Origin of the sequence: Phormidesmis priestleyi ULC007, from assembly GCF_003003695.1 — a bacterium.
In the GTDB taxonomy this organism is placed as follows: Bacteria; Cyanobacteriota; Cyanobacteriia; order Leptolyngbyales; family Leptolyngbyaceae; genus Phormidesmis_A; species Phormidesmis_A priestleyi_A.
Genome location: NZ_PVWG01000001.1, coordinates 24,765 through 46,172, shown reverse-complemented (window position 1 = coordinate 46,172; position 21,408 = coordinate 24,765). Strand labels below are relative to the sequence as shown.

The 21,408-nt window shown below is 49.2% G+C and carries 13 protein-coding genes; 6 read left to right on the top strand and 7 right to left on the bottom strand.

The genetic code is table 11. The annotated features are described in order from the left end of the window. Positions 1-256: 256 nt before the first annotated feature. Positions 257-2,329: an NACHT domain-containing protein gene (locus C7B65_RS00210; RefSeq protein ID WP_073068913.1), complete on the bottom strand. Its 2,073-nt coding sequence runs from the start codon at positions 2,327-2,329 to the stop codon at positions 257-259. Positions 2,330-2,920: 591 nt separating this feature from the next. Between C7B65_RS00210 and C7B65_RS00200 the strand changes: the two genes are divergently transcribed. From C7B65_RS00200 to C7B65_RS00185, 3 genes are all read left to right on the top strand, one after another. Then, complete coding sequence (locus C7B65_RS00200) at positions 2,921-4,342, top strand: efflux RND transporter periplasmic adaptor subunit (RefSeq protein WP_073068911.1); 1,422 nt, start codon at positions 2,921-2,923, stop codon at positions 4,340-4,342. Between the two features lie 55 nt (positions 4,343-4,397). After that, positions 4,398-7,715, top strand: a complete 3,318-nt coding sequence (locus tag C7B65_RS00195; RefSeq protein WP_073068910.1) for an efflux RND transporter permease subunit — start codon at positions 4,398-4,400, stop codon at positions 7,713-7,715. Between the two features lie 242 nt (positions 7,716-7,957). Next, positions 7,958-9,019 carry a 3-deoxy-7-phosphoheptulonate synthase gene (locus tag C7B65_RS00185; protein ID WP_073068908.1) on the top strand — a complete coding sequence of 354 codons (1,062 nt, stop codon included), beginning with the start codon at positions 7,958-7,960 and terminating at the stop codon, positions 9,017-9,019. An 18-nt stretch (positions 9,020-9,037) separates the two neighbouring features. Here C7B65_RS00185 and C7B65_RS00180 read toward each other — a convergent pair whose 3' ends face one another. Then, positions 9,038-9,712, bottom strand: coding sequence for a Uma2 family endonuclease (locus C7B65_RS00180; protein WP_073068907.1), 675 nt, complete (start codon positions 9,710-9,712; stop codon positions 9,038-9,040). Positions 9,713-9,893: 181 nt separating this feature from the next. Here C7B65_RS00180 and C7B65_RS00175 point away from each other — a divergent pair, with 181 nt between their 5' ends. Continuing rightward, positions 9,894-10,304, top strand: a complete 411-nt coding sequence (locus C7B65_RS00175; protein WP_073068906.1) for a hypothetical protein — start codon at positions 9,894-9,896, stop codon at positions 10,302-10,304. Positions 10,305-10,368: 64 nt separating this feature from the next. Here the strand turns inward: C7B65_RS00175 and C7B65_RS00170 are convergent, their stop codons facing one another. Next, on the bottom strand, positions 10,369-14,352 hold the full coding sequence (locus C7B65_RS00170) for a magnesium chelatase subunit H (protein WP_073068905.1): 3,984 nt from the start codon (positions 14,350-14,352) through the stop codon (positions 10,369-10,371). Between the two features lie 411 nt (positions 14,353-14,763). Beyond that, positions 14,764-15,153, bottom strand: a complete 390-nt coding sequence (locus C7B65_RS00165) for a hypothetical protein (protein WP_073068904.1) — start codon at positions 15,151-15,153, stop codon at positions 14,764-14,766. Positions 15,154-15,456: 303 nt separating this feature from the next. On the opposite strand from C7B65_RS00165, the gene C7B65_RS00160 reads away from it, so the two are divergent. Next, on the top strand, positions 15,457-17,400 hold the full coding sequence (locus tag C7B65_RS00160) for a chloride channel protein (protein WP_073068903.1): 1,944 nt from the start codon (positions 15,457-15,459) through the stop codon (positions 17,398-17,400). Between the two features lie 253 nt (positions 17,401-17,653). Here the strand turns inward: C7B65_RS00160 and C7B65_RS00155 are convergent, their stop codons facing one another. Beyond that, entirely contained in the window at positions 17,654-18,043 is a 390-nt protein-coding gene (locus tag C7B65_RS00155) for an AbrB family transcriptional regulator (RefSeq protein WP_073068902.1), read from the bottom strand. Between the two features lie 820 nt (positions 18,044-18,863). Between C7B65_RS00155 and C7B65_RS00145 the strand changes: the two genes are divergently transcribed. Next, on the top strand, positions 18,864-20,126 hold the full coding sequence (locus C7B65_RS00145) for an HhoA/HhoB/HtrA family serine endopeptidase (RefSeq protein WP_073068900.1): 1,263 nt from the start codon (positions 18,864-18,866) through the stop codon (positions 20,124-20,126). A gap of 71 nt (positions 20,127-20,197) precedes the next feature. Here C7B65_RS00145 and C7B65_RS00140 read toward each other — a convergent pair whose 3' ends face one another. Both C7B65_RS00140 and C7B65_RS00135 read right to left on the bottom strand, forming a co-directional pair. After that, positions 20,198-20,611, bottom strand: a complete 414-nt coding sequence (locus C7B65_RS00140) for an ExbD/TolR family protein (protein WP_073068899.1) — start codon at positions 20,609-20,611, stop codon at positions 20,198-20,200. Between the two features lie 92 nt (positions 20,612-20,703). Continuing rightward, the gene (locus C7B65_RS00135; RefSeq protein ID WP_073068898.1) at positions 20,704-21,408 is read right to left on the bottom strand and encodes a MotA/TolQ/ExbB proton channel family protein; all 705 of its coding nucleotides are present in this window, start codon (positions 21,406-21,408) and stop codon (positions 20,704-20,706) included.

Below are 21,408 nucleotides of genomic sequence, written 5' to 3'. Positions count from 1 at the left end.
ACGCTTGCGTGTGCCGAAGGCATCGCTGCGTTTCAGTCGGCTTGTGCCCCCTAAATCCCCCAATTTTGGGGGACTTTGACCCTGAGAAATGGTTTGAACGCTGACCCTCTTTCTGGCTCAAAGTCCCCCAGAATGGGGGATTTAGGGGGCAAACAATTTCGGCAATGACGGATTGATCAACGCGTGTATGCACGATCGCTCCTGCGGGAGAGGGCTAGGGTGAGGGCGAGTTCTTCTACACTTCACACCCCAAACTTTAGTCTCTCACCGTCACCATGCGGTCTTCAATGTCTGCCCAAGTTGTAGGCGACACTCGCACGGCGGCTTGTCTGCACCGCACCATCAGCCAACTTGCATAGAAATAGTTATCTAAAGCTTCAGTTTCTGCTTCAGATAAATCGACTAATTCTAAATTTAGATTGAGGGCGTTGCACCAGGTTTGCAGAACTTTGTTGTGAAAGGCTCGGCAGAATTCGATAGGTTGATTGTTTCTGGAAATCTTAGTTTTCAGAGCTTCTAGTCGAGCAATCAACACAACAAAGTTTACAGATTTAAAGATTTTTGTTTTTTCAAAGGTGTAAGCGAGGGAGAGGGCGCGGGAGAGGGACTGGACGAGAACATGGTTGAGGTCGGGGTTGAGGTCAAGGTTGACAGCGAGGGCGATGGGAAAGTCGAGGATGTGGGCAAGGGCATGGGCGTAAGCGTTAGCGAGGGCGCGATCGGGATCGAGGTCGAGGTGGAGAAAGATCGCTGCCGCCCGTTTAGCCGCAGGTTTATAGTTTCCTGCTGATCCTGCTGTTGCTTGGTCAGCCCACATGACCAAAGCTTTTAATTTTGGGGTGTTGAGGTAGGTCTGAGCTTTTTTCTCCATCAGCAACAGCAGTTCATCGGCTCCGCCGCGCATCAGCCCCGCCACCAAAATAAAAACTTCCTTCCAACGGCGATCGGTCAGGTGTTCTGTCACCAGTTTCTCAATCTGTCGCTGGTCATCAATGTGTTGCGCGGTCAAATATTCTTGCAGCGTCAAATGCGAAAACGAATAAATCCCGTCTGCCCGTTCTACCAAGATGCCGTGCTGCACTTCAATGCTACGCAACACTTTTAATCCATCTACGCCCTTCTCATCCGGCAAGATTTCTTTTAACAGTTGCTCAATTTGGTCGGCAATTTCGCGACGGGTCGAGAACAATCGATTTTGCTGAAAGCTATCATGGGCGATTTCTGCCAGCATCATCTCTTTGCGTTTGGTGTCTAGCCCTTTATAGAGGTCGTCTTGCGGAATGCCCTTCTCGGCTGCCCATTCTTCGAGCAACACTCGCAGCGCCCGCTCATACAGCGTCGATCGATTCGTGGGAAACTTGCGCGATCGCTCATACAACAAACAAACCAACGTCAGCAGCAACGGCGTTTGCGTCAGTTCTTTAGCCGCCGTGTGGTCTTTACTATTTAACTTTTTCCAGCAATCCTCAGCGATGTCAGGTTCTCGACGAAACCAGTTATCAATAAACTGTTTGATCTGAGCATCATCAAAATCTGCCATCGCCACATCGGTAAACAGCCGAAAGTTATGACGGTAAGCCGCAACTCGACACGATGCAATGTAGCGGTTTTGCTTGTGAGCATCGACAAAGTTTTGAATCTGGCTGATCGCTTCATTCATGCGATCGGTCGCCACTTCATCTAAGCCATCGAGCAAGACTAAAAGCTTGCCTTGCTGCAAAAGTCTCTGCGTCGATTCTTCGGGCGACGGGAAGCCACAGATCCGAAACTCTTCGGCGATGGTTTTCTCAATGTTGATCTCCCCTTTATTAAACACTTTCAGGTCAACAAACACCGGGATATAACCCGGCTGATAAGCTCCTTTGTTTCCTTTCAGCGCTTCTAAACCCATGCGCCGCAAAAAGGTCGATTTCCCGGCTCCGGGCCCGCCCAACACCATCAAATATTGCTTTGCATTCGCGACCTTTAGCCCTTCTTGCTTGGGGCAATCTTTTCCCTGAAAGCTGCGACCTTCTGAGAGTCGATAGGTTTCTTCGAGCGCCTCCACCGATTCAAATCGTTGCAAGGCTCGATCGTCTAAAAACTGCACGGCAGCATACACACTCTCCAGCGTCACAGGTTCCCGCATCCCCAACACTTTGAGAATGCCGTGACGCTTCTCATAATTCTCGACATATTTCTGAGAGGCTTGAAAGACTAGATTTTGGGTTGCTTTGTCTACTGTTCTGCCAAGCATCCCCGCGACTTTACCGCCCCCTTCCCACACTGTTTTGAGAACAATTTTGCCGATTTCTAGAGCAATTCCGGTAGAAATGGGGTCGAGAGTCATCGCAATATCCAAAAGCACTTAGAGAAGCACCACTAGCCTACTCTAGAGAAAAGGCAAGCGACCAAATTAACCCGCTTTTCGAGTTCAAAGCTCGATCGTTTGAGTTCCAAGCTCCAAGTTCCGAGGTTAACGCTCGATCGTTCCTATTTTCATCTGCAAGTTCCGAGATTAACGCTCGATCGTGGATCAAATAACCTGTCAATCTTGTCATCAAATCTCTTGATTCGTCATGGCTGAGATCTTCGCCCCCTAAATCCCCCAGAATGGGGGATTTAGGGGGCACAAGCCGACTCAAACGGAGCCATCCACGAATTGATATCCACTCTAGTTGAGTCCGAGAAGTTGCACCTTAATAAATCCACGTTCCTCGATCGTTCGAGTTCCAAACCCAACAATTCACGCCTACATCAGCAATGCTCACTCGAAGTCTGTCAAAAGGAAGAAGCCTAACGATTCGCACCCGTAGTAATCTATTCACCACAATATATGTTAGGGTGACTTTTTTGTTTCTTCAATTCGACTTAGTGATGTGAGAGACTCCTCTCACGATCGCTCCCTAGCTCAACTTTTCATTTACCAGGCTGGAGACTCATGAGTGGCGAAGAGATTAATCGAAATTCAATTAGTCGTTCTCCGATCGTAGACACAATTCCTCTACACGACTCCAGTCATCCAGAAAAACCGCGTCCTCCTCGCTGGCGGCGATTTCTAATTCCGGCACTGATTGCGATGGCACTGTTGGGCGGAGTCAGTTGGCTTGTGTTTAGTCGGATCATTTTGCCGATGATGATGGCGAGTCAGATGAAAACACCCCCGACTCCTGTCCCGCTTTCCAACCCCAAAACCGCCACGATCGCAGACAGTTCTGACTATGCGGCTAGTTTAGATTCGCGTCAGTCAATCACGCTGCAACCGCGCGTGTCTGGACAGGTGTCTGCCATTTATGTCAAAGCAGGCGATCGCGTCACCGCAGGTCAGCCGCTGCTGCAAATTGATGCCGCCGGGCCTCGTGCCCAAGTTGCCAGCCGCGTTGCCGCCGCCCAAAGTGCCAATGCCGATATTGCGTCGGCTCAGGCAGATGTGATCAACGCAAATGACACGCTGCGATCGCTCGAAGCACAACGTGCCGCCGCCGCCGCCAATGTTCAGTTAAACCAGCAAGAATATGCCCGCTATCAAGACCTAACCAACCAAGGAGCCTCTAGCAAACAAATCTTGGATCAGCGATTAAACGCATTGCGAACGGCACAAGCTGCCCTACGACAAGCCGAAGCGGATGTGCAAGCCCAACGATCGGTGATCAATCGCACTCGAACCATCGTCACGAAAAATGAACGGGCGCTAGAAGAATCACAGGCAAACATTTCTGAAGGGCAAGCCCAACTGCGAGACTACACTGTGACGGCTCCGTTTACGGGCACGATCGGCGATCTTCCGATCAAAGTGGGCGATGGCGTGAGTCCGACGACTCAGTTGATGAATGTCACCCAAAATCAGCGCTTAGAAATTCTGCTTCAGGTGCCCTTAGAACGATCGTCAGATCTGAAAATTGGTCTACCCGTCAAGCTGTTAGATGACCAAAATCGAGAAGTGCAGACAGGGCGAATTTCGTTTGTTGCGCCCAATGTCGATGCGACTTCTCAATCGGTGCAGGCGAAAGCTACCTTTGACAATCCGGGCAGTTTGCGCGCCTCGCAGTTTGTGCGCGCCAGAGTTATTTGGTCAAAAAGTCCGGGCGTGTTAGTGCCGACCTCAGCAATTTCTCGACTCGGCGGCAGAGATTTTCTGTTCGTTGCCGCTCCCTTTAAAGAATCAAAATGTGAGGCTCCTACCGTGCCAGGAGCTGCGATCGAGCCAGACCAATTGGTTGCCGCCCAAAAACCCATCAAGTTAGGCAAAATTGTCGGCAATGATCAAGAAGTCTTAGAAGGAATCAGCTCCAACGATCGCATCGTGACAGCAGGCATTCTGCAACTGCAAAACTGTGCCCCGATCGCAGCCGCACCACAGTAAAATCTGAATTCGTATTTGACCAGAATCTCGCGCCCTTCACCCCCTACGATTCTGTATGATTCTGTCGATCTCTAATTTCTTTATTCAACGTCCCGTGTTTGCGACCGTGTGTTCGATCGTGATCACGCTGTTGGGAATTGCCTGCATTCCGACCTTACCGATCGCTCAATATCCCGACATTGCGCCGCCTCAAGTCACCGTTACCTCAAACTATGTGGGCGCAAATGCTGAAGTGGTGGAATCAACCGTCACTAACATCCTAGAGCGGGAATTGAACGGCATTAATGGGGTGAAATACATCAAGTCCACGAGTGCCAGCACCGGAACTAGCAATATCAATTTAACGTTTGACCTGGGACGCGATCAAGATCTGGCAGCCGTCGATGTGCAAAACCGCGTTTCAACCGTGCAGTCACGCTTACCGGGTCCTGTGACCCAAACGGGTGTGCAGGTTGAGAAAGCTAACAACAACTTTTTGCTGGCGATCGGGCTATATTCCGATCGTGACGAAAAAGCCGGAAAAGATCTCTACGATGACATCTATCTCAGCAACTACGCCGACCTTTATATTGCCGATGCGGTGAAGCGCGTTAAAGGCGTGGGCGGTGTGCAGATTTTTGGCGAACGCAAATATGCGATGCGGCTTTGGCTCGACCCCGAACGATTGGCGAGTCGATCGCTCACGCCTCAAGAAGTTGTCACGGCACTTCAAGAGCAAAATATTCAGGTCGGAGCCGGACAAATCGGACAGCCTCCTGCTCAGTCTGGACAGCAATATCAATATGCGGTCACGGCTCAAGGGCGACTCAAAGACGCTGAAGAATTTAGCAATCTCGTGATCAAAACCGTCAATAATGGAACATTAGTCAGACTAAAAGATGTGGGTCGGGCTGAGTTGGGCGCAGAAAATTACGGTTCGGTTTTGCGATTCACTCCTGACGATCGCGTCACTCACCGGGGCGTTGGCATTGGCATTAACCAGCAGTTTGGCAGCAATGCCCTCGACGTTGCCAAAGCTATTAAAGAAGAGATTCGGCTGCTCTCTGGGAGCTTTCCGCCAGGGATGCGCTACGCGATCGCTTTCGACACCACCACGTTTATCGAAGCGGGAACCAGAGAAGTGATCACCTCGCTGATCTTGTCGATCGCGCTTGTAATCGGCGTGATCTTCTTGTTTTTGCAGAACTGGAGATCGGCGCTGATTGCCTCGATCGCAATTCCAGTTGCGCTAATCGGCACCTTTATTTTCGTCAAACTGCTCGGTTTCTCGATTAACACCCTGACACTGTTCGGATTAACCTTAGCAACGGGTTTGGTCGTCGATGACGCGATCGTGATTGTTGAAGATATTACTCGCCGTATTCAAGACGAAGGACTGCGACCGATTGAAGCCGCGATCGCCTCAATGAATACACTTTTTAGTGCGGTCGTTGCAACATCGGTTGTGTTGGTGACGGTGTTTGTTCCCGTAGCGTTTTTTCCGGGCACAACGGGGCAGCTTTATCGACAGTTTGCATTAACGATCGCATTCTCAATCACGATTTCGACTTTTAATGCAATTACGTTTACTCCGATGTTGTCTGCGCTGTTGCTGAGGCGAGGGCAGGCTCCTAATAACTGGTTCTTTAATCGCATTAACTGGGCGATCGACCACACACGGGAGAGCTACGGGCGCTCAGTCGGCAGTGTAATTCGGCGCAAAGGACTGATCGTATCGGTCTTCGCACTCGCGTTAGTGCTCACTTATTTTGTCTATAATTTTGTCCCCAAAGCGTTCATTCCCGATGAAGATCAGGGCGTGTTTATCACCGTTGTTCAGGCACCTGAAGGCGTGTCGCTCGACTACACCGAACGCGTGTTAGAAAAAGCTGAGGCAATTCTCAAACAGCAGCCAGAAATCTCAAATATCTTTGCAGTCGGCGGCTTTAGCTTTAGCGGAGCAACGCCAAACAACGGTCTCATTTTCTCCACCCTCAAGCCGTGGGAAGAAAGAACCGGAGCCAACCAATCCTTAAAAGCGATCATCGGCGGATTCTTCCCCCAACCCTCTGGCTTATTTCCCAAAATGGCATCGATTCAGGAGGCGGTTGTCTTGCCGTTTAATCTGCCTGCCATCCCTGGGATCGGCAGCTTTGGCGGATTTGAATTTCACCTGCAAGATCGCACAGGGTTTGGCTTTGCCGCTCTAGGTGAAACCCTCGGCAAATTTCTCGGTCGAGCCACTACTTATCCATCGGCTCAAAGTCCTGCACTCACCGGACTGCGACCTAACTTTAACGCCAACACCCCTCAAATCTCAGTTGAGGTCGATCGGGTGCGGGCAAACCAACTGCAAGTATCTCTGCAAGACATTTTCAGCACGTTGCAAATCTTCTTAGGATCGACTTACGTTAATGACTTTAACCAGTTCGATCGCGCTTATCGAGTTTATGTGCAAGCCGATAGCCAATTTCGGTCAAATCCTGATGACATTAAACGGCTCTATGTCCGCACTGCCGCCACAAACGGGGCACAAACTGGGCAAATGATTCCACTAAGTAATTTGGTGAAGATTACTCAAATCAACGGCCCTTCAATTATCAATCACTACAATCTGTTTCGATCGGTCGAAATTAACGGAGCCGCCGCTCCCGGCTCAAGCTCTGGTCAAGCCATCACCGCGATGCAAACGATCGCCCAAGAAACCCTACCCAAAGGCTTTGGCTACGAGTGGTCAGGACTCTCACTCGAAGAACTTCAGTCAGGCGGTGCCGCAATCTTCATCTTCGCCTTGGGAATCATCTTCGTCTTTCTGACCCTGGCAGCCCAATATGAAAGCTTTATTGATCCTCTGATCATCATGCTCACCGTGCCTCTGGCAATTTTGGGCGCACTGGCAGCCGTGCTTCTACGCGGCACCGCCAACGATGTCTACACTCAAATCGGATTTATTATGCTAATCGGCATGGCAAGTAAAAACGCGATTCTGATTGTGGAATTTGCCAACCAACAGCGAGAACATGGGGAAACGATCGCCCGATCGGTGACCGAAGCCTGTCGAGAACGGTTGCGCCCCATCTTAATGACCGCGATCGCAACTGTGGTCGGCGCAGTTCCCCTCGTGTTAGCCACAGGGCCCGGAGCGGCAGCACGACAATCACTAGGAACCGCGATCGTGGGGGGAATGTGTGTCGCCACCGTTCTCAGTTTATTTGTCGTCCCAGTTCTCTATGTTGTCATCAAGTCAGCAGAAGGTCGCTTTCGCAAATCGCCCCCGCCGTCTCCTACCGTTGTAACCGTTGATGGCTCATTAGATGGTCATGATGGCAGTCAGCGATCGAGAGAAACCGCAGTTGGGCGATCGTCCTCCGATAAAACCCCTTCTGGTCATTAATCACTTCACCCGATGCAGTAGAGGCGTTCTCAGTGGAACGTCTCTACTGCATTTATGAGAGCGTGAAGATATATCACTTCAAAAATTAAGAACGCTACGGTAGAAAAATCCTCTACTAGCAAAAGAAGATCGAGATCACCACCGATCGATCTCTCACTGATATACTGTTTGAGGCGATTTAAGATTCCTCCTTCAGCCTGTCCTTGATTGTGCTCACCGATTTCTGCTGGATAATTGAATTGATGCATAAGACTTACGACCTGCATGTTGTTGAGACCAGAACGCTGATGTCTCCAACAGCAATAAAAGAAGAAATTCCATTAACCGAGACTGCCGCCGCGCTCATTGCCACGACCCGCGATCGCATTCGCAAAATCTTAAACCGACAAGACGATCGTTTACTCGTAATCGTTGGGCCTTGCTCGGTTCATGACGTAGATGCTGCCTATGAATATGGGCAAAAGTTGATGCACCTGCGAAATGAATTGTCCGATCGCTTAGAGATTGTGATGCGCGTCTATTTTGAGAAACCCCGCACCACTACAGGTTGGAAAGGTCTAATCAACGATCCCCACCTGGATGAGAGCTATGACATCAACACGGGGCTGCGAACGGCTCGCAAACTGTTGATCGATCTCGCCCATTTAGGAATGCCCAGCGCCACCGAATTATTAGATCCGATCATTCCGCAATACATTGCCGATGTGATCACTTGGAGCGCGATCGGGGCCCGCACTACTGAGAGCCAAACCCACCGCGAAATGGCATCGGGTTTGTCGATGCCTGTAGGTTTTAAAAACAGCACGGATGGCAATCTGTTAACCGCTATTCACGCGATTCTCGCCGCCAACCATCCTCATCATTTCTTAGGAATCAACGCTCAAGGCTTGGCAAGCATTGTCGCCACGACGGGCAACCCTGACTGTCACATCATTTTGCGAGGCGGCAAAGGCGGAACTAACTACGGTGCGGCTGACCTTGAAGAGGCCGTTAGCCAACTGATCAAGCAGGGCATTTCGACTCCGGTGATGGTCGATTGCAGCCACGGCAACAGCAGCAAAGATCACAATCGCCAAACGATCGTGCTTCAGTCGATCGCAGAACAGATGGCAAGCGGCTCTCGTCACTGCTTCGGGGTGATGATTGAAAGTCATCTCGTTGCCGGAAATCAGTCGATTCCAGCCGATCTCAGTCAACTCACCTATGGGCAAAGCGTCACGGATGCCTGTGTTGATTTTGGCACTACGGTCACAATGCTGCAAGAACTTGCTCGATCGGTGAAACCTCAAGCGATCCCAGTTTAACCATTTTCAAAAAGCCCTTTAGCTGGGTTGCTGAAACTGTGTCATTAACCAAGCTCCGACTTGAGACTGGTCTGTTTCGCGGCTTTGCCGAAGGGCTGCTTCTAAGGTAGCGATTACCCCTTTGGGGAACTGCGAAGCAACCGCTAATCCGGGTAAGACTTGCGATTCATCAATGCGTTTGCTGCCGCGATCGATCATCTGAAACGCCAAAATTTCTGTTTTTTCGACATCTACGACCCAATATTCAGACACACCTAATTCTTCGTATAAGGTGCGTTTGTTGCCGCGATCGTCGAGCAGCGTCGTCTTAGAAACTTCGATCACGAGATTAGGAACAGGATACAAATCGAGATTCACAACATTTGTACCGGGTGGAACTGATTGGGCACGTTCTCCAACATAGTAAGACACATCAGGCTGAAATTCCTGCACACCTGCTTTACGAAATGAGCAGTTATCAAGTCCGCGCAGTGAAATTCCTTTGACAATCCCAAATAAACCGACTGCCAAAATGATGACAGTGTGATCATCTGCGTGATCGCGTCCAACTGAGGCCATCTCAATCCTCATGTGCCCTTGATAATAGTAGCCTTTTGCTTTTTCGTAGGTGGGATCAGCGATCGTCTGAAGATAGTCCTCCCACGACGCAGGAACCCAGGCATCAGCTACTAATTTCGCTTTGAGTTCTACCATTGCTTCATTCGCTTGTGTGAGGAGAAAATTTTGCGGCTCTCCTCTGATGATACTGCTTCAAAATCCTTGAACTATTTCCTTTTAGAAGTCTGTGTGCAGATGTCGAAATCTTGAGATGAGTAGATGAATACGCAAGCACCTAATCTGGGTACTTTATAGGTGAAGACACTCTAGCAATCCAATGAAATATTACCAACCTAGACATATAAAACCCTCCACTAATCAGTTCTATGAGTCTGTAAAAGATCGGTTAAGTGAAGCAGGACAACGGAGTGCTGCCTACCAAGCGGTGCTACACCTGTTTAAAACATCAAAAAGTCTTTACCGCACCTTGGATTTTTACACTTCTGAAACTTTGGCGGTCTTCGTTGATTCCAACAAGTATTTAACAGTAGCGCAAGAACACGATTTAGTTTCACTGACTTCGCTCTACGTATCTAGCATCGATTGTCAAGAAATTCATAACATAGTGGATACTGATCAAACAATCACTGAAGACGATCGCACTACATTGAAAACAGTGCTGAACCTGTATAAAACAATTGCTGAGACTAGCAGTGCCTCTCTAGGTCAGCCAAGGTGGATTGAATAGGCAACAAAAAGGGGTAGATATGTGACTATCTACCCCGCAAGAAAAGGATTATTGAGCGACTGAACTACTCAACGCCTTCAATCTTGTCTTCCACTTCTTGATACAACTCACGAAGTTTATCGAGATTCTCTTCGCTGGTTTCCCAGTATCCGCGACCGTTAGCTTCCAGCAATGTCGTCACCATTTTACGGAACGAGTTTGGATTGAGATCTAGCAATCGCTTTTGCATTTCATCATCTTTGATGAACGTATCATTCGCGTCTTCATAGATCCAATTGTCAACCGCCCCGGCTGTGGCTGACCAACCCATTGTGTTGACCAATCGCTTCGACAGTTCCCGCACTCCTTCATAGCCGTGACTCAACATTCCCTCATACCATTTGGGGTTGAGCAGTTTTGTCCGTGCATCGAGTCGGACTGTTTCTGAAAGCGTTCGCACTTGGGCGTTTGCGGTCGTCGTGTCGGCGATGAAAGAAACAGGCTTTTTGCCATCATCCCGCAGTCGAGACACGATTTTTGTCGGGTCAGAATCGTAGTAGTGTGACACATCCGTCAGCGAAATCTCAGACGAATCGAGGTTTTGAAACGTGACATCTGCCGTTTTGAGAGCCGCCTCAAAAATCTTGCGGTCTTGCCCCATTTCACCCGGATTGTCTGACGAAAACGCAAACGATTTGCGAGACAAATACATATCCTGAAGTTCCGATTCGTTCTCCCAAGTGCTGTTCTCAACTGCCAAATTAATATTCGACGAATAAGAACCGGAAGCATTTGAGAAAACACGAGTTGCTGCCTGACGCAGATTGATGCCCATGTCTTCAGACTGCTTGAGCGCGTGTTTGCGAATGAAGTTCATTTCCGCAGGTTCATCGGCTTCGGCTGCCATTTTGACCGCCCGATCGAGCAAGTTCATCTGGTTAATAAACAAGTCGCGAAACACGCCCGAACAGTTAACCACCACATCAATGCGAGGGCGACCCAATTCTTCAAGGGGAATTAGTTCGACCTTGTTAATGCGTCCCAGCGAGTCGGGAATCGGACGTACACCCACCATCCAGAGAATCTGCGCCAGCGACTCGCCGTAGGTTTTGATGTTGTCAGTGCCCCACAAAACACACGCGATCGTTTCAGGATATTGACCGTCATTTTCAGAACATTGACGCGATAAGAGCCGATCGACGACCACTTTCGCAGATTTTACCGCCGCCGCCGTCGGAATGGACTGCGGATCAAGAGCGTGGATGTTCTTACCCGTCGGCAACACATCAGGATTCCGAATCGGGTCGCCACCGGGGCCGGGAAGAATATATTCACCTTCCAGCGCGGTGAGCAATGCCCCTAATTCGTTATCGGCAATGACTTGCTTTAAGCAAAATTCCAGGTACTCAAACAGGGGCTTGATTTGCTCAACATTCACCTTGGTATAGCCCGCTTCATGCAAGGCTTCAATCCAAGGTTCCTTCTTGCCCATGTTGAAGAAATTGAGCTTCGTCACCTTCGAGACGCGACCATCAGCATCGGTTTGAGCCTTGACCATTGCAGCCACGGCTTCACGAGTCGCTAACGTGATATCTTGCAGCAGTTGAACGTCAGCGAGAACGCCACGATCGCTGCCCTGATACACGTCGTCCATGTCACGTCCAACGCTATCAGCAATGATGCGAGTCAGACTCACAACATCATCTTCAGGACGATCTAAACTCGCAATGTTGACTAAAGTTGCAATGGCTTCTTCAGCGCTGGGAGGCTTCCCAATCACATGTAACCCACATGGCAACAGACGCGATTCGATCTCCATCAGTTTGATGTAGACCTTCCCAATCACACTATCTCGTTCTTCTGGTGTGAGTTCCTTCGCGCTGACTTCCGGTAATGTGATGTCTTTATCCAGATTTACGATCCGGCACTGATCGACGATCGTATCCACAATCTGAGCGCCGCGCCCCGTATCTTTCAGCGTTTGGTAAGACGCAACCAGATCACCGAGTTCCTTCAAACCCTTATACAGTCCAGCATTCTCAGCCGGAGGCGTTAAGTAGCTGATGGTTTCCGCATAAGAACGACGTTTCGCGATCGTCGCCTCAGACGGATTGTTTGCCGCGTAGTAATAGAGATTGGGAATCGTGCCAATCAAACTATCCGGGAAACAATCGCCTGACATCCCAATCTGTTTACCGGGCATAAACTCTAGCGATCCGTGAGTGCCAAAGTGCAGCACCGCATCGGCTTTCCAGATTTGCTCTAGATAGGTATAGTAAGCGGCGAACCCGTGATGAGGACTTGCCGATCGAGAGAACAACAACCGCATCGGATCGCCTTCATACCCGAAAGTTGGCTGCACTCCGATAAACACATTTCCAAACTCTTTGCCGTAAATCAGAAGGTTCTGACCGTCGGTGTTGAGATGTCCAGGAGCCGCACCCCAAGATGGAATCAGCTTCTCGTGATAAGGGGTGAGTTCTTCATATTCAGGCACCGACATCTTATAGGCGATGTTGAGTTCGGGGCTGTTATATTGCGCTCTGGCATCATGCAGCACTTCTAGCATCAGCGCTTCTGCCGATTCGGGTAGCTCTGGCACATCATAGCCATTGTGCTTCAGCGATTCCATCACTTTATAAATGGAGCCAAACACATCTAAATAAGCGGCTGTTCCGACATTGCCTTTATCGGGCGGAAAGCTGAAAACGGTGATCGCGACTCGCTTATTTAGCTTGGGTTTGCGGCGCAGACTTGCCCACTTCATTGCCCGTTGCGAAATCGCTTCGACGCGATCTTGGAGGGCGATCGCTTTCCCCGTATTGCCATCTCGACCTGACAAAATAATCGGCTCGATCGCACCATCTAACTCAGGTAGCGCAATCTGCAACGCGACTTGAATCGGGTGTAATCCCAGGTCACTATCCTGCCATTCTTCGGTCGTTTGGAAGACCAGCGGCAGCGCCACCATATAGGGACGGTTCAACCGAGTCAGGGCTTCGATCGCTTTGGGGTGATCCTGTCTCGCCGGGCCGCCGACCAAGGCAAAACCTGTTAGCGAGATGACGACATCGACGATCGATGAATCTCCTCTAATCGGATCGTAGAAAAACGCCTCTACAGGCTTCGAGAAATCTAAACCGCCTGCAAACACCGGAATCACCCGTGCGCCCATCGACTCCAACTCCTGCACCATCGAGACATAGTGCGCGTCATCTCCGGTGACTAAGTGCGTTCGTTGCAGCACTAAGCCAATACACGGGGCAAGCGGATCTTTTAAGTCTGAAGAAATATCTTTGCGCGAGTTGAACCAGTTGAGATATTCTTTGACATCTTCATACATCGCGGGCGCAAGCGGATGCCAGATGCCCATATCTGGGTAGGTGACGGGATCTTGATACACCAAGTCGCCAGTGGTTTTGATGCCCTTAAACACATAGCGATCGGTGAGCATCAACAGGAAGTTCTCTAAGTTTTCCTGAGAACCGCCGAGCCAATATTGAAAGCTCAACATAAAGTTGCGCGCATCTTGCGCCTTATCCATCGGCAAATATTTCAGCACTTTGGGCAAGGTTTGCAGCAGCTTCAGCATCCCATCTTGAAAACCAGCGCCAGACTTTTCTTTGCGCTTTTTCATAAACTGAGCGATCGCGCTTTTCGACTGCCCCAACTGCGCCATCGAGAAGCTGCCCATTTTATTGAGGCGCATCACCTGCGGCATTGAGGGGAAAACCACGGCGACATCCAAGTGATCGCGATGAGGCTCGACCGCAGCCACCAATTTGTCTGCGAGATCTTCTAAGAAAATCAGCGAGGCGATAAAAATATTGGCTTCAGAAACATCTTTTTTGAAGTTCTCGTAGTTTTCGGTGTCACGCAGTTCTTCAATCAGATAACCACTGATCTCGATCGCCACATTGGGATGAGCTTTATTAATCGATCGAACGGCGGCAGACAGAGCGCTTTGATATTGCGGCTCTAGCACGACATATACCACCTTTACGAGTGACCGACCTTGAAGATTGTCGGGCGAAATGTGTCTAATGGTGGGCTTGACGTGAGTGAACATGCGGGTCAGACTCCTTGCGATGCGTGTTCTCTTCGAGTAAATCGGTGAAGATGGCAAAGCCTGGATGAGCAACCACAATTACTCCCAGAACTGAGACCTAAATCTACGACGATCTTGAGACGGTTCTCAATCTAAACTGCGGCTTTATAAAGAAATGTGAAGTCGAAGTTTGACTTGTTGGTCAGAGACATCAGTTTATCTTCATATATATATTTACCAGAAAACGCCTACTAGAAGAGCGTTCCAGGAAATAACCGACACAATTTGATAAAAAACCTGAGTTATTTGTTTACACTAATTTACATAAAAGTGAGTAAGCACTCACAAGACTCTTAAAGTTCGGGTTAAGAGTGCAACAAATCTTAAAAAATCTAGTCAATTATCAATATTAAGTTCTGAGCATGAGTGCAACTATTCAGCACTCTCATTCAGATTAACGATTTGCTCTAGCTTGTCTTGAAAAGGAAAACGCTGGTGACTGACTTCATTCACCGCAGCGATCGTGAAGCCCAAAAAAAACAGACTGCCTACCATCGCCAGCAAAGATGAATGTCTAGAAATTCCAGAGTCTCGCAAAATTCTGGCCAGGGGACGGCTCTGGCGACGCAGCATCTGACCCGTCACTCTCTGCTTTAGCGCGAATGGGTCACGTACATAATGACCACTGACACTCACGACTAACCGCTCACGACAATAAGGGCAGGTCAACAACCCATCGACCATCTTGAGCGATCGCAGACCACTCATATGATGACAAACCGGGCAAGGAGAAGAGGGACGATCAAAGGTGTCAGCGTTCATCAGGCACTTCTGCTGTCAAAGACAAAATGACAAGTTTCTCAAACAGGCAACTCTAAAACCAGGGGAACTTCGCGGTCAAGAACTCTAACTATTTTGACTTAGTTTTGAGACACTCCCCACAATCTAAGACACGGATCAGCTTTCGCTACGATTACGCATTCTTACCTACTTAGTTTACCCACGTTTTTTGAAGATTGGCTTTCCACTCCTCACAGATTCCAAATTTGTTTGTTTTAGCTGGGATCTATGACTGACAATGAAAGTTAGAAATAAAGTTTAATGCTATCTAGTGATTAGTCTTGGATGCCTCTCCCTCCGCTCAAAGTCTTGCTGCCTGATCCACCCAATTTACCGTCTACTGCCCCTCCTTTTGTTAACACTTTAAATCGTCTGCAATCTTCTCCAGAGACGATCGTGCTGATTCTAGCAGTCGTGATTGGGGGCGGAGCCGGGATGGGCGTGGTGATATTTCGCTACTTGATTGAGATTCTGCATCATTTGATGCTAGAAGATTTGATGGGTACGATCGCTCATTTAGGCGCGTGGACGTTGGCGTGCGTCCCCACGTTGGGCGGCATTGTGGTTGGACTGATGCGCTGGTGCTGGAAAGATTTTGGCCCTGGCATTTCTTCTCTGATCGCCGCTGTTCAGGCAGGGCAAGAAGTCTCCGCAATTCGCCCGGTGACTAAAATGGTGGCAGCCGCCGTGTCGCTTGGGTCGGGGGCATCGTTGGGGCCCGAAGGCCCCAGCGTCGAAATTGGGGCAAATCTAGGCATTCTTTTAGGACAGGCTCTGCGCGTTTCTCAAGAACGACAGCGCTTGCTGTTGGGAGCTGGGGCCGCGGCAGGACTGGCAGCAGGATTTAATGCTCCGATCGCGGGTGTCTTTTTTGCCCTAGAAGTCGTTTTGGGCACAACATTTGCGACTTCTGCGGCAAGTGTTGTCCTCTTAGCAGCCGTGGTGTCTGCTTTGGTCGCCCAGATTGGTTTAGGATCTCAACCTGCTTTTAATCTCCCTGCCTACGAAGTTCGCAGCCCGTTAGAGTTGCCGCTCTATTTGGGGTTAGGACTGTTTGCAAGTTTGGTCTCGATCGCCTACACCCAATCTCTAAAATGGGCGCAAGACTGCTTTAAAGGACAAATTCCGGGATTTGCCTGGTTTGGCAACCTGCCGCGAGAGATTCAGCCGATGATCGGCGGGCTGTGTGTCGGACTGGTCGCGCTGCAACTGCCCCAAATTTTAGGAGTCGGCTACGAAACCGTCGAGGCGATGCTGCGAGATGTCGAATTCTCACTAGGGCTGCTGCTCACATTGCTGGTCGTCAAGCTATTAGTCACGGCGGTGAGTTTAGGGAGCGGTTTAGTCGGCGGAGTCTTTGCCCCAGCCATGTTTTTAGGGGCAACGCTAGGAGCCGCTTATGGGAAGATTTTGCCGTTTGCATTGCCCTGGTTTGCTTCTAGCATTGCGGCTCCTCCTGCTTATGCGATGGTGGGAATGGCGGCAGTTTTGGCAGCGAGTGTGAATGCGCCTCTGACCTCGATTTTGCTGCTGTTTGAAATGACTCGTGACTATCGAATTGTGTTGCCCCTAATGGCAGCCGTTGGCTTGAGTGCTTGGCTGGCAGAGCGGCTCAATCACCGCCCAGAGCGAGGCTCAAACCTAAAGCAAATCGAGTCTGACCCGGAGCAAGACCGAGTTCAAAAAGTTTTAAACGCAATGCTGGTGGGTGAGGCAATGCAGCAAAACTTTGCGATGCTGCCGCAGTCATTGCCGCTGCTGCAAGCGGGGCTTTCTCTCATCGAGCAACATCTGCACGGTGCGCTGATCGTAGATGCCGATGATCAATTAGTTGGTATCGTCACGCTGCAAGACATCAACCGCACGATCGCCCGTTTTGAACAAACTCAAGCTAAGGTGTGCTTGCTTGATCAGTCTCTGATGAACAAAACTATTGGAGAAATTTGCACCAATGAAATCCTTTACACTTACCCCGACGAGCTTGTGAACGAGGCGCTCGATCGCATGGCTGCCCAAGGCATTCACCAACTGCCTGTTGTCTCGCGCCAAAAGCCTCATCAGCTTTTGGGTTTGTTGACGCAAGGAAATGTGGCGTTGGCCTGTGAATTGGCGTTAACTCGCGAGGCACTCACGCCCTATCTATCGATTTTGACTCAGGCACAGATTAGCTTAGATCTGCCTGAAGTCGATTCAAGTCAGGGGGTTAAGTCTCTGGTCGATAAACTCTGAATCGATTGAAGCCCTATTTGTTACGGGCAGTCCAGATGCCAGTAAACATCATCAACATGCCGCCGATAAAAATGGCGATCGCGAGTCCGGCAGGCACTACGGTTAGCCAATCAACATTTTCCATAAGACTGAATCAGCAAAAAATTAAGAGGTCAATCTTCGAGGTTAAGAGTCACCTTCTCACCTTAGTACAGTTAACCAGAATCGCCGAGAGAATCTGGTTCAAGACTATTGAACGAGAGAGCAGTCAACTTCAAGAAGCTTCGTCTTGACGCTCAACTTGACGAAGGTGAATGTGCTTTCGCCCTAGTGAGATTTCAAACTCATCTCCGGGGTGCAGTTCCATTTGTTTAGTGTAGGCAGCACCAATCAGCAAGTTCCCGTTAGATTGAACATTGATTCGATAGCTAGCGCTGCGCCCACCGCGCCCGTTAGTGTTTTGTTTCCCGTCGAGTTCAATTCCTTCTGCATCGATCAGGGCATTGAGGAACTTCATCATGTTGACTCGCTCAACCCCGTTCTTAGTCACGGTGTAATAGCCACACTCGCGCGCTTTTTCCTCTTTGCTAAGAGTCTCTAGCTCTTTGACTTTCTTGAGGAGGGCTTCACCGATAAGAGGCTCAATCTTTTTCTTTTTAGTCATCAACTTGAGTCTGAAATAATGAAGATGAGTTTGCTCGACTTTAACTTGGCTAACTTGCTTTAGGAAACATTTCCTGAGTCAATATTAACCATTTGATTTATATTACACTGATGCTGTGATTTTTTTACATTCGATTTTTCAGAAACTTGCAAAGCCGATCGAGAGATATTTTAAGACACTCAAACGCTCAACTTTTAAATCAGAGGCTTGTAGAAAAACCTACTAAATTGTGTGTTTGTCTATTGATGCTGCGCTTGAGGTTGCCTTCCTTCAAAACCGCTCTATTGATAAATTAGCAATTTGATCTTTGTGATTGTAATGCAGCCAAGAAAATTCAAGTAATAAGATTTAGTTGATGGAAACCAAGCGCTTTGTCTGAGTGTTGATTGAGCCGAGTTGAAGATAAATTTAGCGTCGATCGGAATGTATCTCACCGGATTGGGAAATGTATAAAATATAAAAAAGAGCGAGAAGACTGCATCTGACCCACCTCGCCCTATCTTTGGAGTGCTGCAAGTGCTGCCATTCAGATAGGGTGATTTTGGATAGATCGCGGCAATCAACTCGCTCTTACCATTCATTCACCTGTAGTTAAAGAGTATCGAGCAGGCTTGTCAATCTCATGTTTCAGGCATGAACTTGCAATGACGGTTTAACAAATTTAAAAAACAGGGAGCAAGTTGACTGGGTTGAGCGTCAATATCCACGATCGCCCGTGAGATTCATGAGTGTGTGACGCGATCGCAACCCGATCGTCATAAAGATAGTCTAGGTTCGAGCTACTAAAGCTATGGTTACTGTCAAGGAGAGTTGAGACTCAATGAAAACGCCCCACGATTCAGATCCCCATTCAACGATTAAGCCTCGCAAATTTTCTTGGAAGCAGCCTGCGATCTATTTGATGTTGCCGCTCGTCGGAGCCGGGACGGCCTTAATCGGCGATCGTTGGTTATCTTCATCCAACCCGGTGCCAGTGGTGCAGCCTGCGATTGCTCAAGCTGCCGAGACACAAGTGGCTCAGAGCCGCACGGGTGCTATTCTTTCTGCTACAGATCCTAACTTTATTGCGGCGGCAGTCGAGCGAGTCGGGCCTGCGGTCGTGCGAATCAATTCGTCTCGAACGGTCAGAACTCAGATTCCTCCAATTTTTAACGATCCTTTTTTCCGACAATTTTTCGGCTCAGAGTTGCCCGATGCTCCGTCTACCAGGGTTGAACGAGGCACCGGGTCGGGCTTCATTATTAATGGGGAAGGATTAATCTTAACCAACTCCCATGTTGTGAATGGCGCAGACACGGTTTCTGTAAAACTCAAAGATGGGCGAGAGTTTCAAGGCAAGGTGTTGGGCCAAGACCCTGTAACTGATGTGGCGGTAGTCAAAATTCAGGCCAATAATCTGCCAGTTGTGACGATCGGAAACTCAGATCAGTTGCGTCCGGGTGAGTGGGCGATCGCGATCGGCAATCCGCTAGGGTTAGACAACACCGTAACTGCCGGAATTATTAGCGCGACGGGTCGCACCAGTGCTGAGGTGCGCGTTCCTGACAAGCGAGTTAGCTTTATTCAAACCGATGCCGCGATTAACCCTGGCAATTCAGGCGGCCCCTTATTAAATCAGCGCGGTGAAGTGATTGGGATGAACACTGCCATTATTGGGGGAGGCGCTCAAGGGTTAGGGTTTGCGATTCCGATCAATACGGCGCAAAAGATTTCGCAGCAGTTGATTGCAACCGGAAAAGTGAATCATCCCTATTTGGGAATTCGGATGACGACGCTGACTCCTGAACTGAAAAAACAGATTAACAGCGATCGGGAAGCCAATCTCTCGGTGCAAGACGATCGCGGGATCTTGATCTATAGTGTGATGCAAAATTCTCCGGCGGCGAGGGCTGGGCTGCGCGCAGGAGACGTGATCAAAAAGATCAATGGTCAGGCGGTGGAGACAGCCGATCAGGTTCAGAACGCGGTAGAAGCCAGTTCTGTAGGGGGATCACTGCAAGTAGAAGTTAATCGCAACGGGCGAGCGACTACGGTTGCGGTGCAGCCAGGAGCGTTTCCGACACAGACGGCTCAAAGTGAATAAGCGGTTAGGCTCGTGAATTAAATAATGTCGGTTATTTGTAAGTCAATGGGCACGGCGGTGCCATGCCCCTACTAGTTGCCTTCGATCGCCAACGATACGCGATCGCCGCCCATGTCGCGCAGGGTGCCCAGCAGCTTAACGACTTGCTCGTAAGGGATTTTGCTGTCAGCTTTGAGAATTACGACTCCTTTGGGGTTTTGAGTCAGGTAGGATTGAACCTTTTGACCCAATTCGTCAGAGGAAACTGGCTTTTCTGCCAGAATGATTTGATTTTGCAGATTGAGTCCGACGATTAGCGGGTCGGGTTCCTTGGTCTCGATCGCGCCAGCACTCGTGCTAGGTAGTGTGACGTTAACGGTTTGCTGCGTAGTTAATGTCATCGCAATGATGATAAAGAATGTCAAGATAGTCATTAACACATCCATCATCGGCACCAGGTTGACTTCTGGCATTTCTGATTGCTTTTGCTGTGATTTAAACCGCATCACTCATACCGTTGTTAATTTCAGCTTATGTAGACTTTGGGGTTGTTGAAGCAATTTTGACTGAGAGTCAGCAGCCTTTTAGAAACCATTCTTTAGCTGTCAATTAACTGCACCTTGCTTGCATTTGAATAGTCATCATCAGACTGATGGTGATTGTGATGAAACGTCGGTTCATACCAAATCTCACGGTAGATTAGTTCCAGATCGCTGCCGACTCTGCCAAAATAGTCAACCTGACGAGATTGTAGAGTCACCATGACTCGAAAAATGGCTAGAGAGATAATTGCGACAACCATCCCAGATGCAGTAGTGATCAGCGCTTCACCAATTCCTGCGGCGGCTTTGGTGGTGTCAGCAGAAGTTCCACCGCCGCCAATTTTTAAGCTTGCAAAGGTGGCAATTAATCCGGTGACGGTTCCCAATAGCCCTAAAAGAGGTGCCAGCCCAACCACCGATTCTAAAAGTTTGTCGCCCTTTCGCATTTGAATAAATTCCCGATCGGCAGCCGCTTCCATTGCTAACCGAAACGTTTCAGGAGTCGGCTGCTTGAGTTTGAGCGGAGCCAATAAAAATCGACCGATCGCTAACTCTTGAGCTTGGCTAGCAATCTCAGCGGCTCTAGATAAATCAAATCGAGCCGCTTCTATCACGTCGTGCACAATGCGTTCTTCTTGGCTCATTAGTTGAAACCAAAACCAGGATCTTTCTAGACCACAGGCGATCGTGGCGATCGACATCCCCACCAGGGGAATCATCGTCAGTCCACCTTTCGCGATCGTTTCAAATAAGTTAGACAT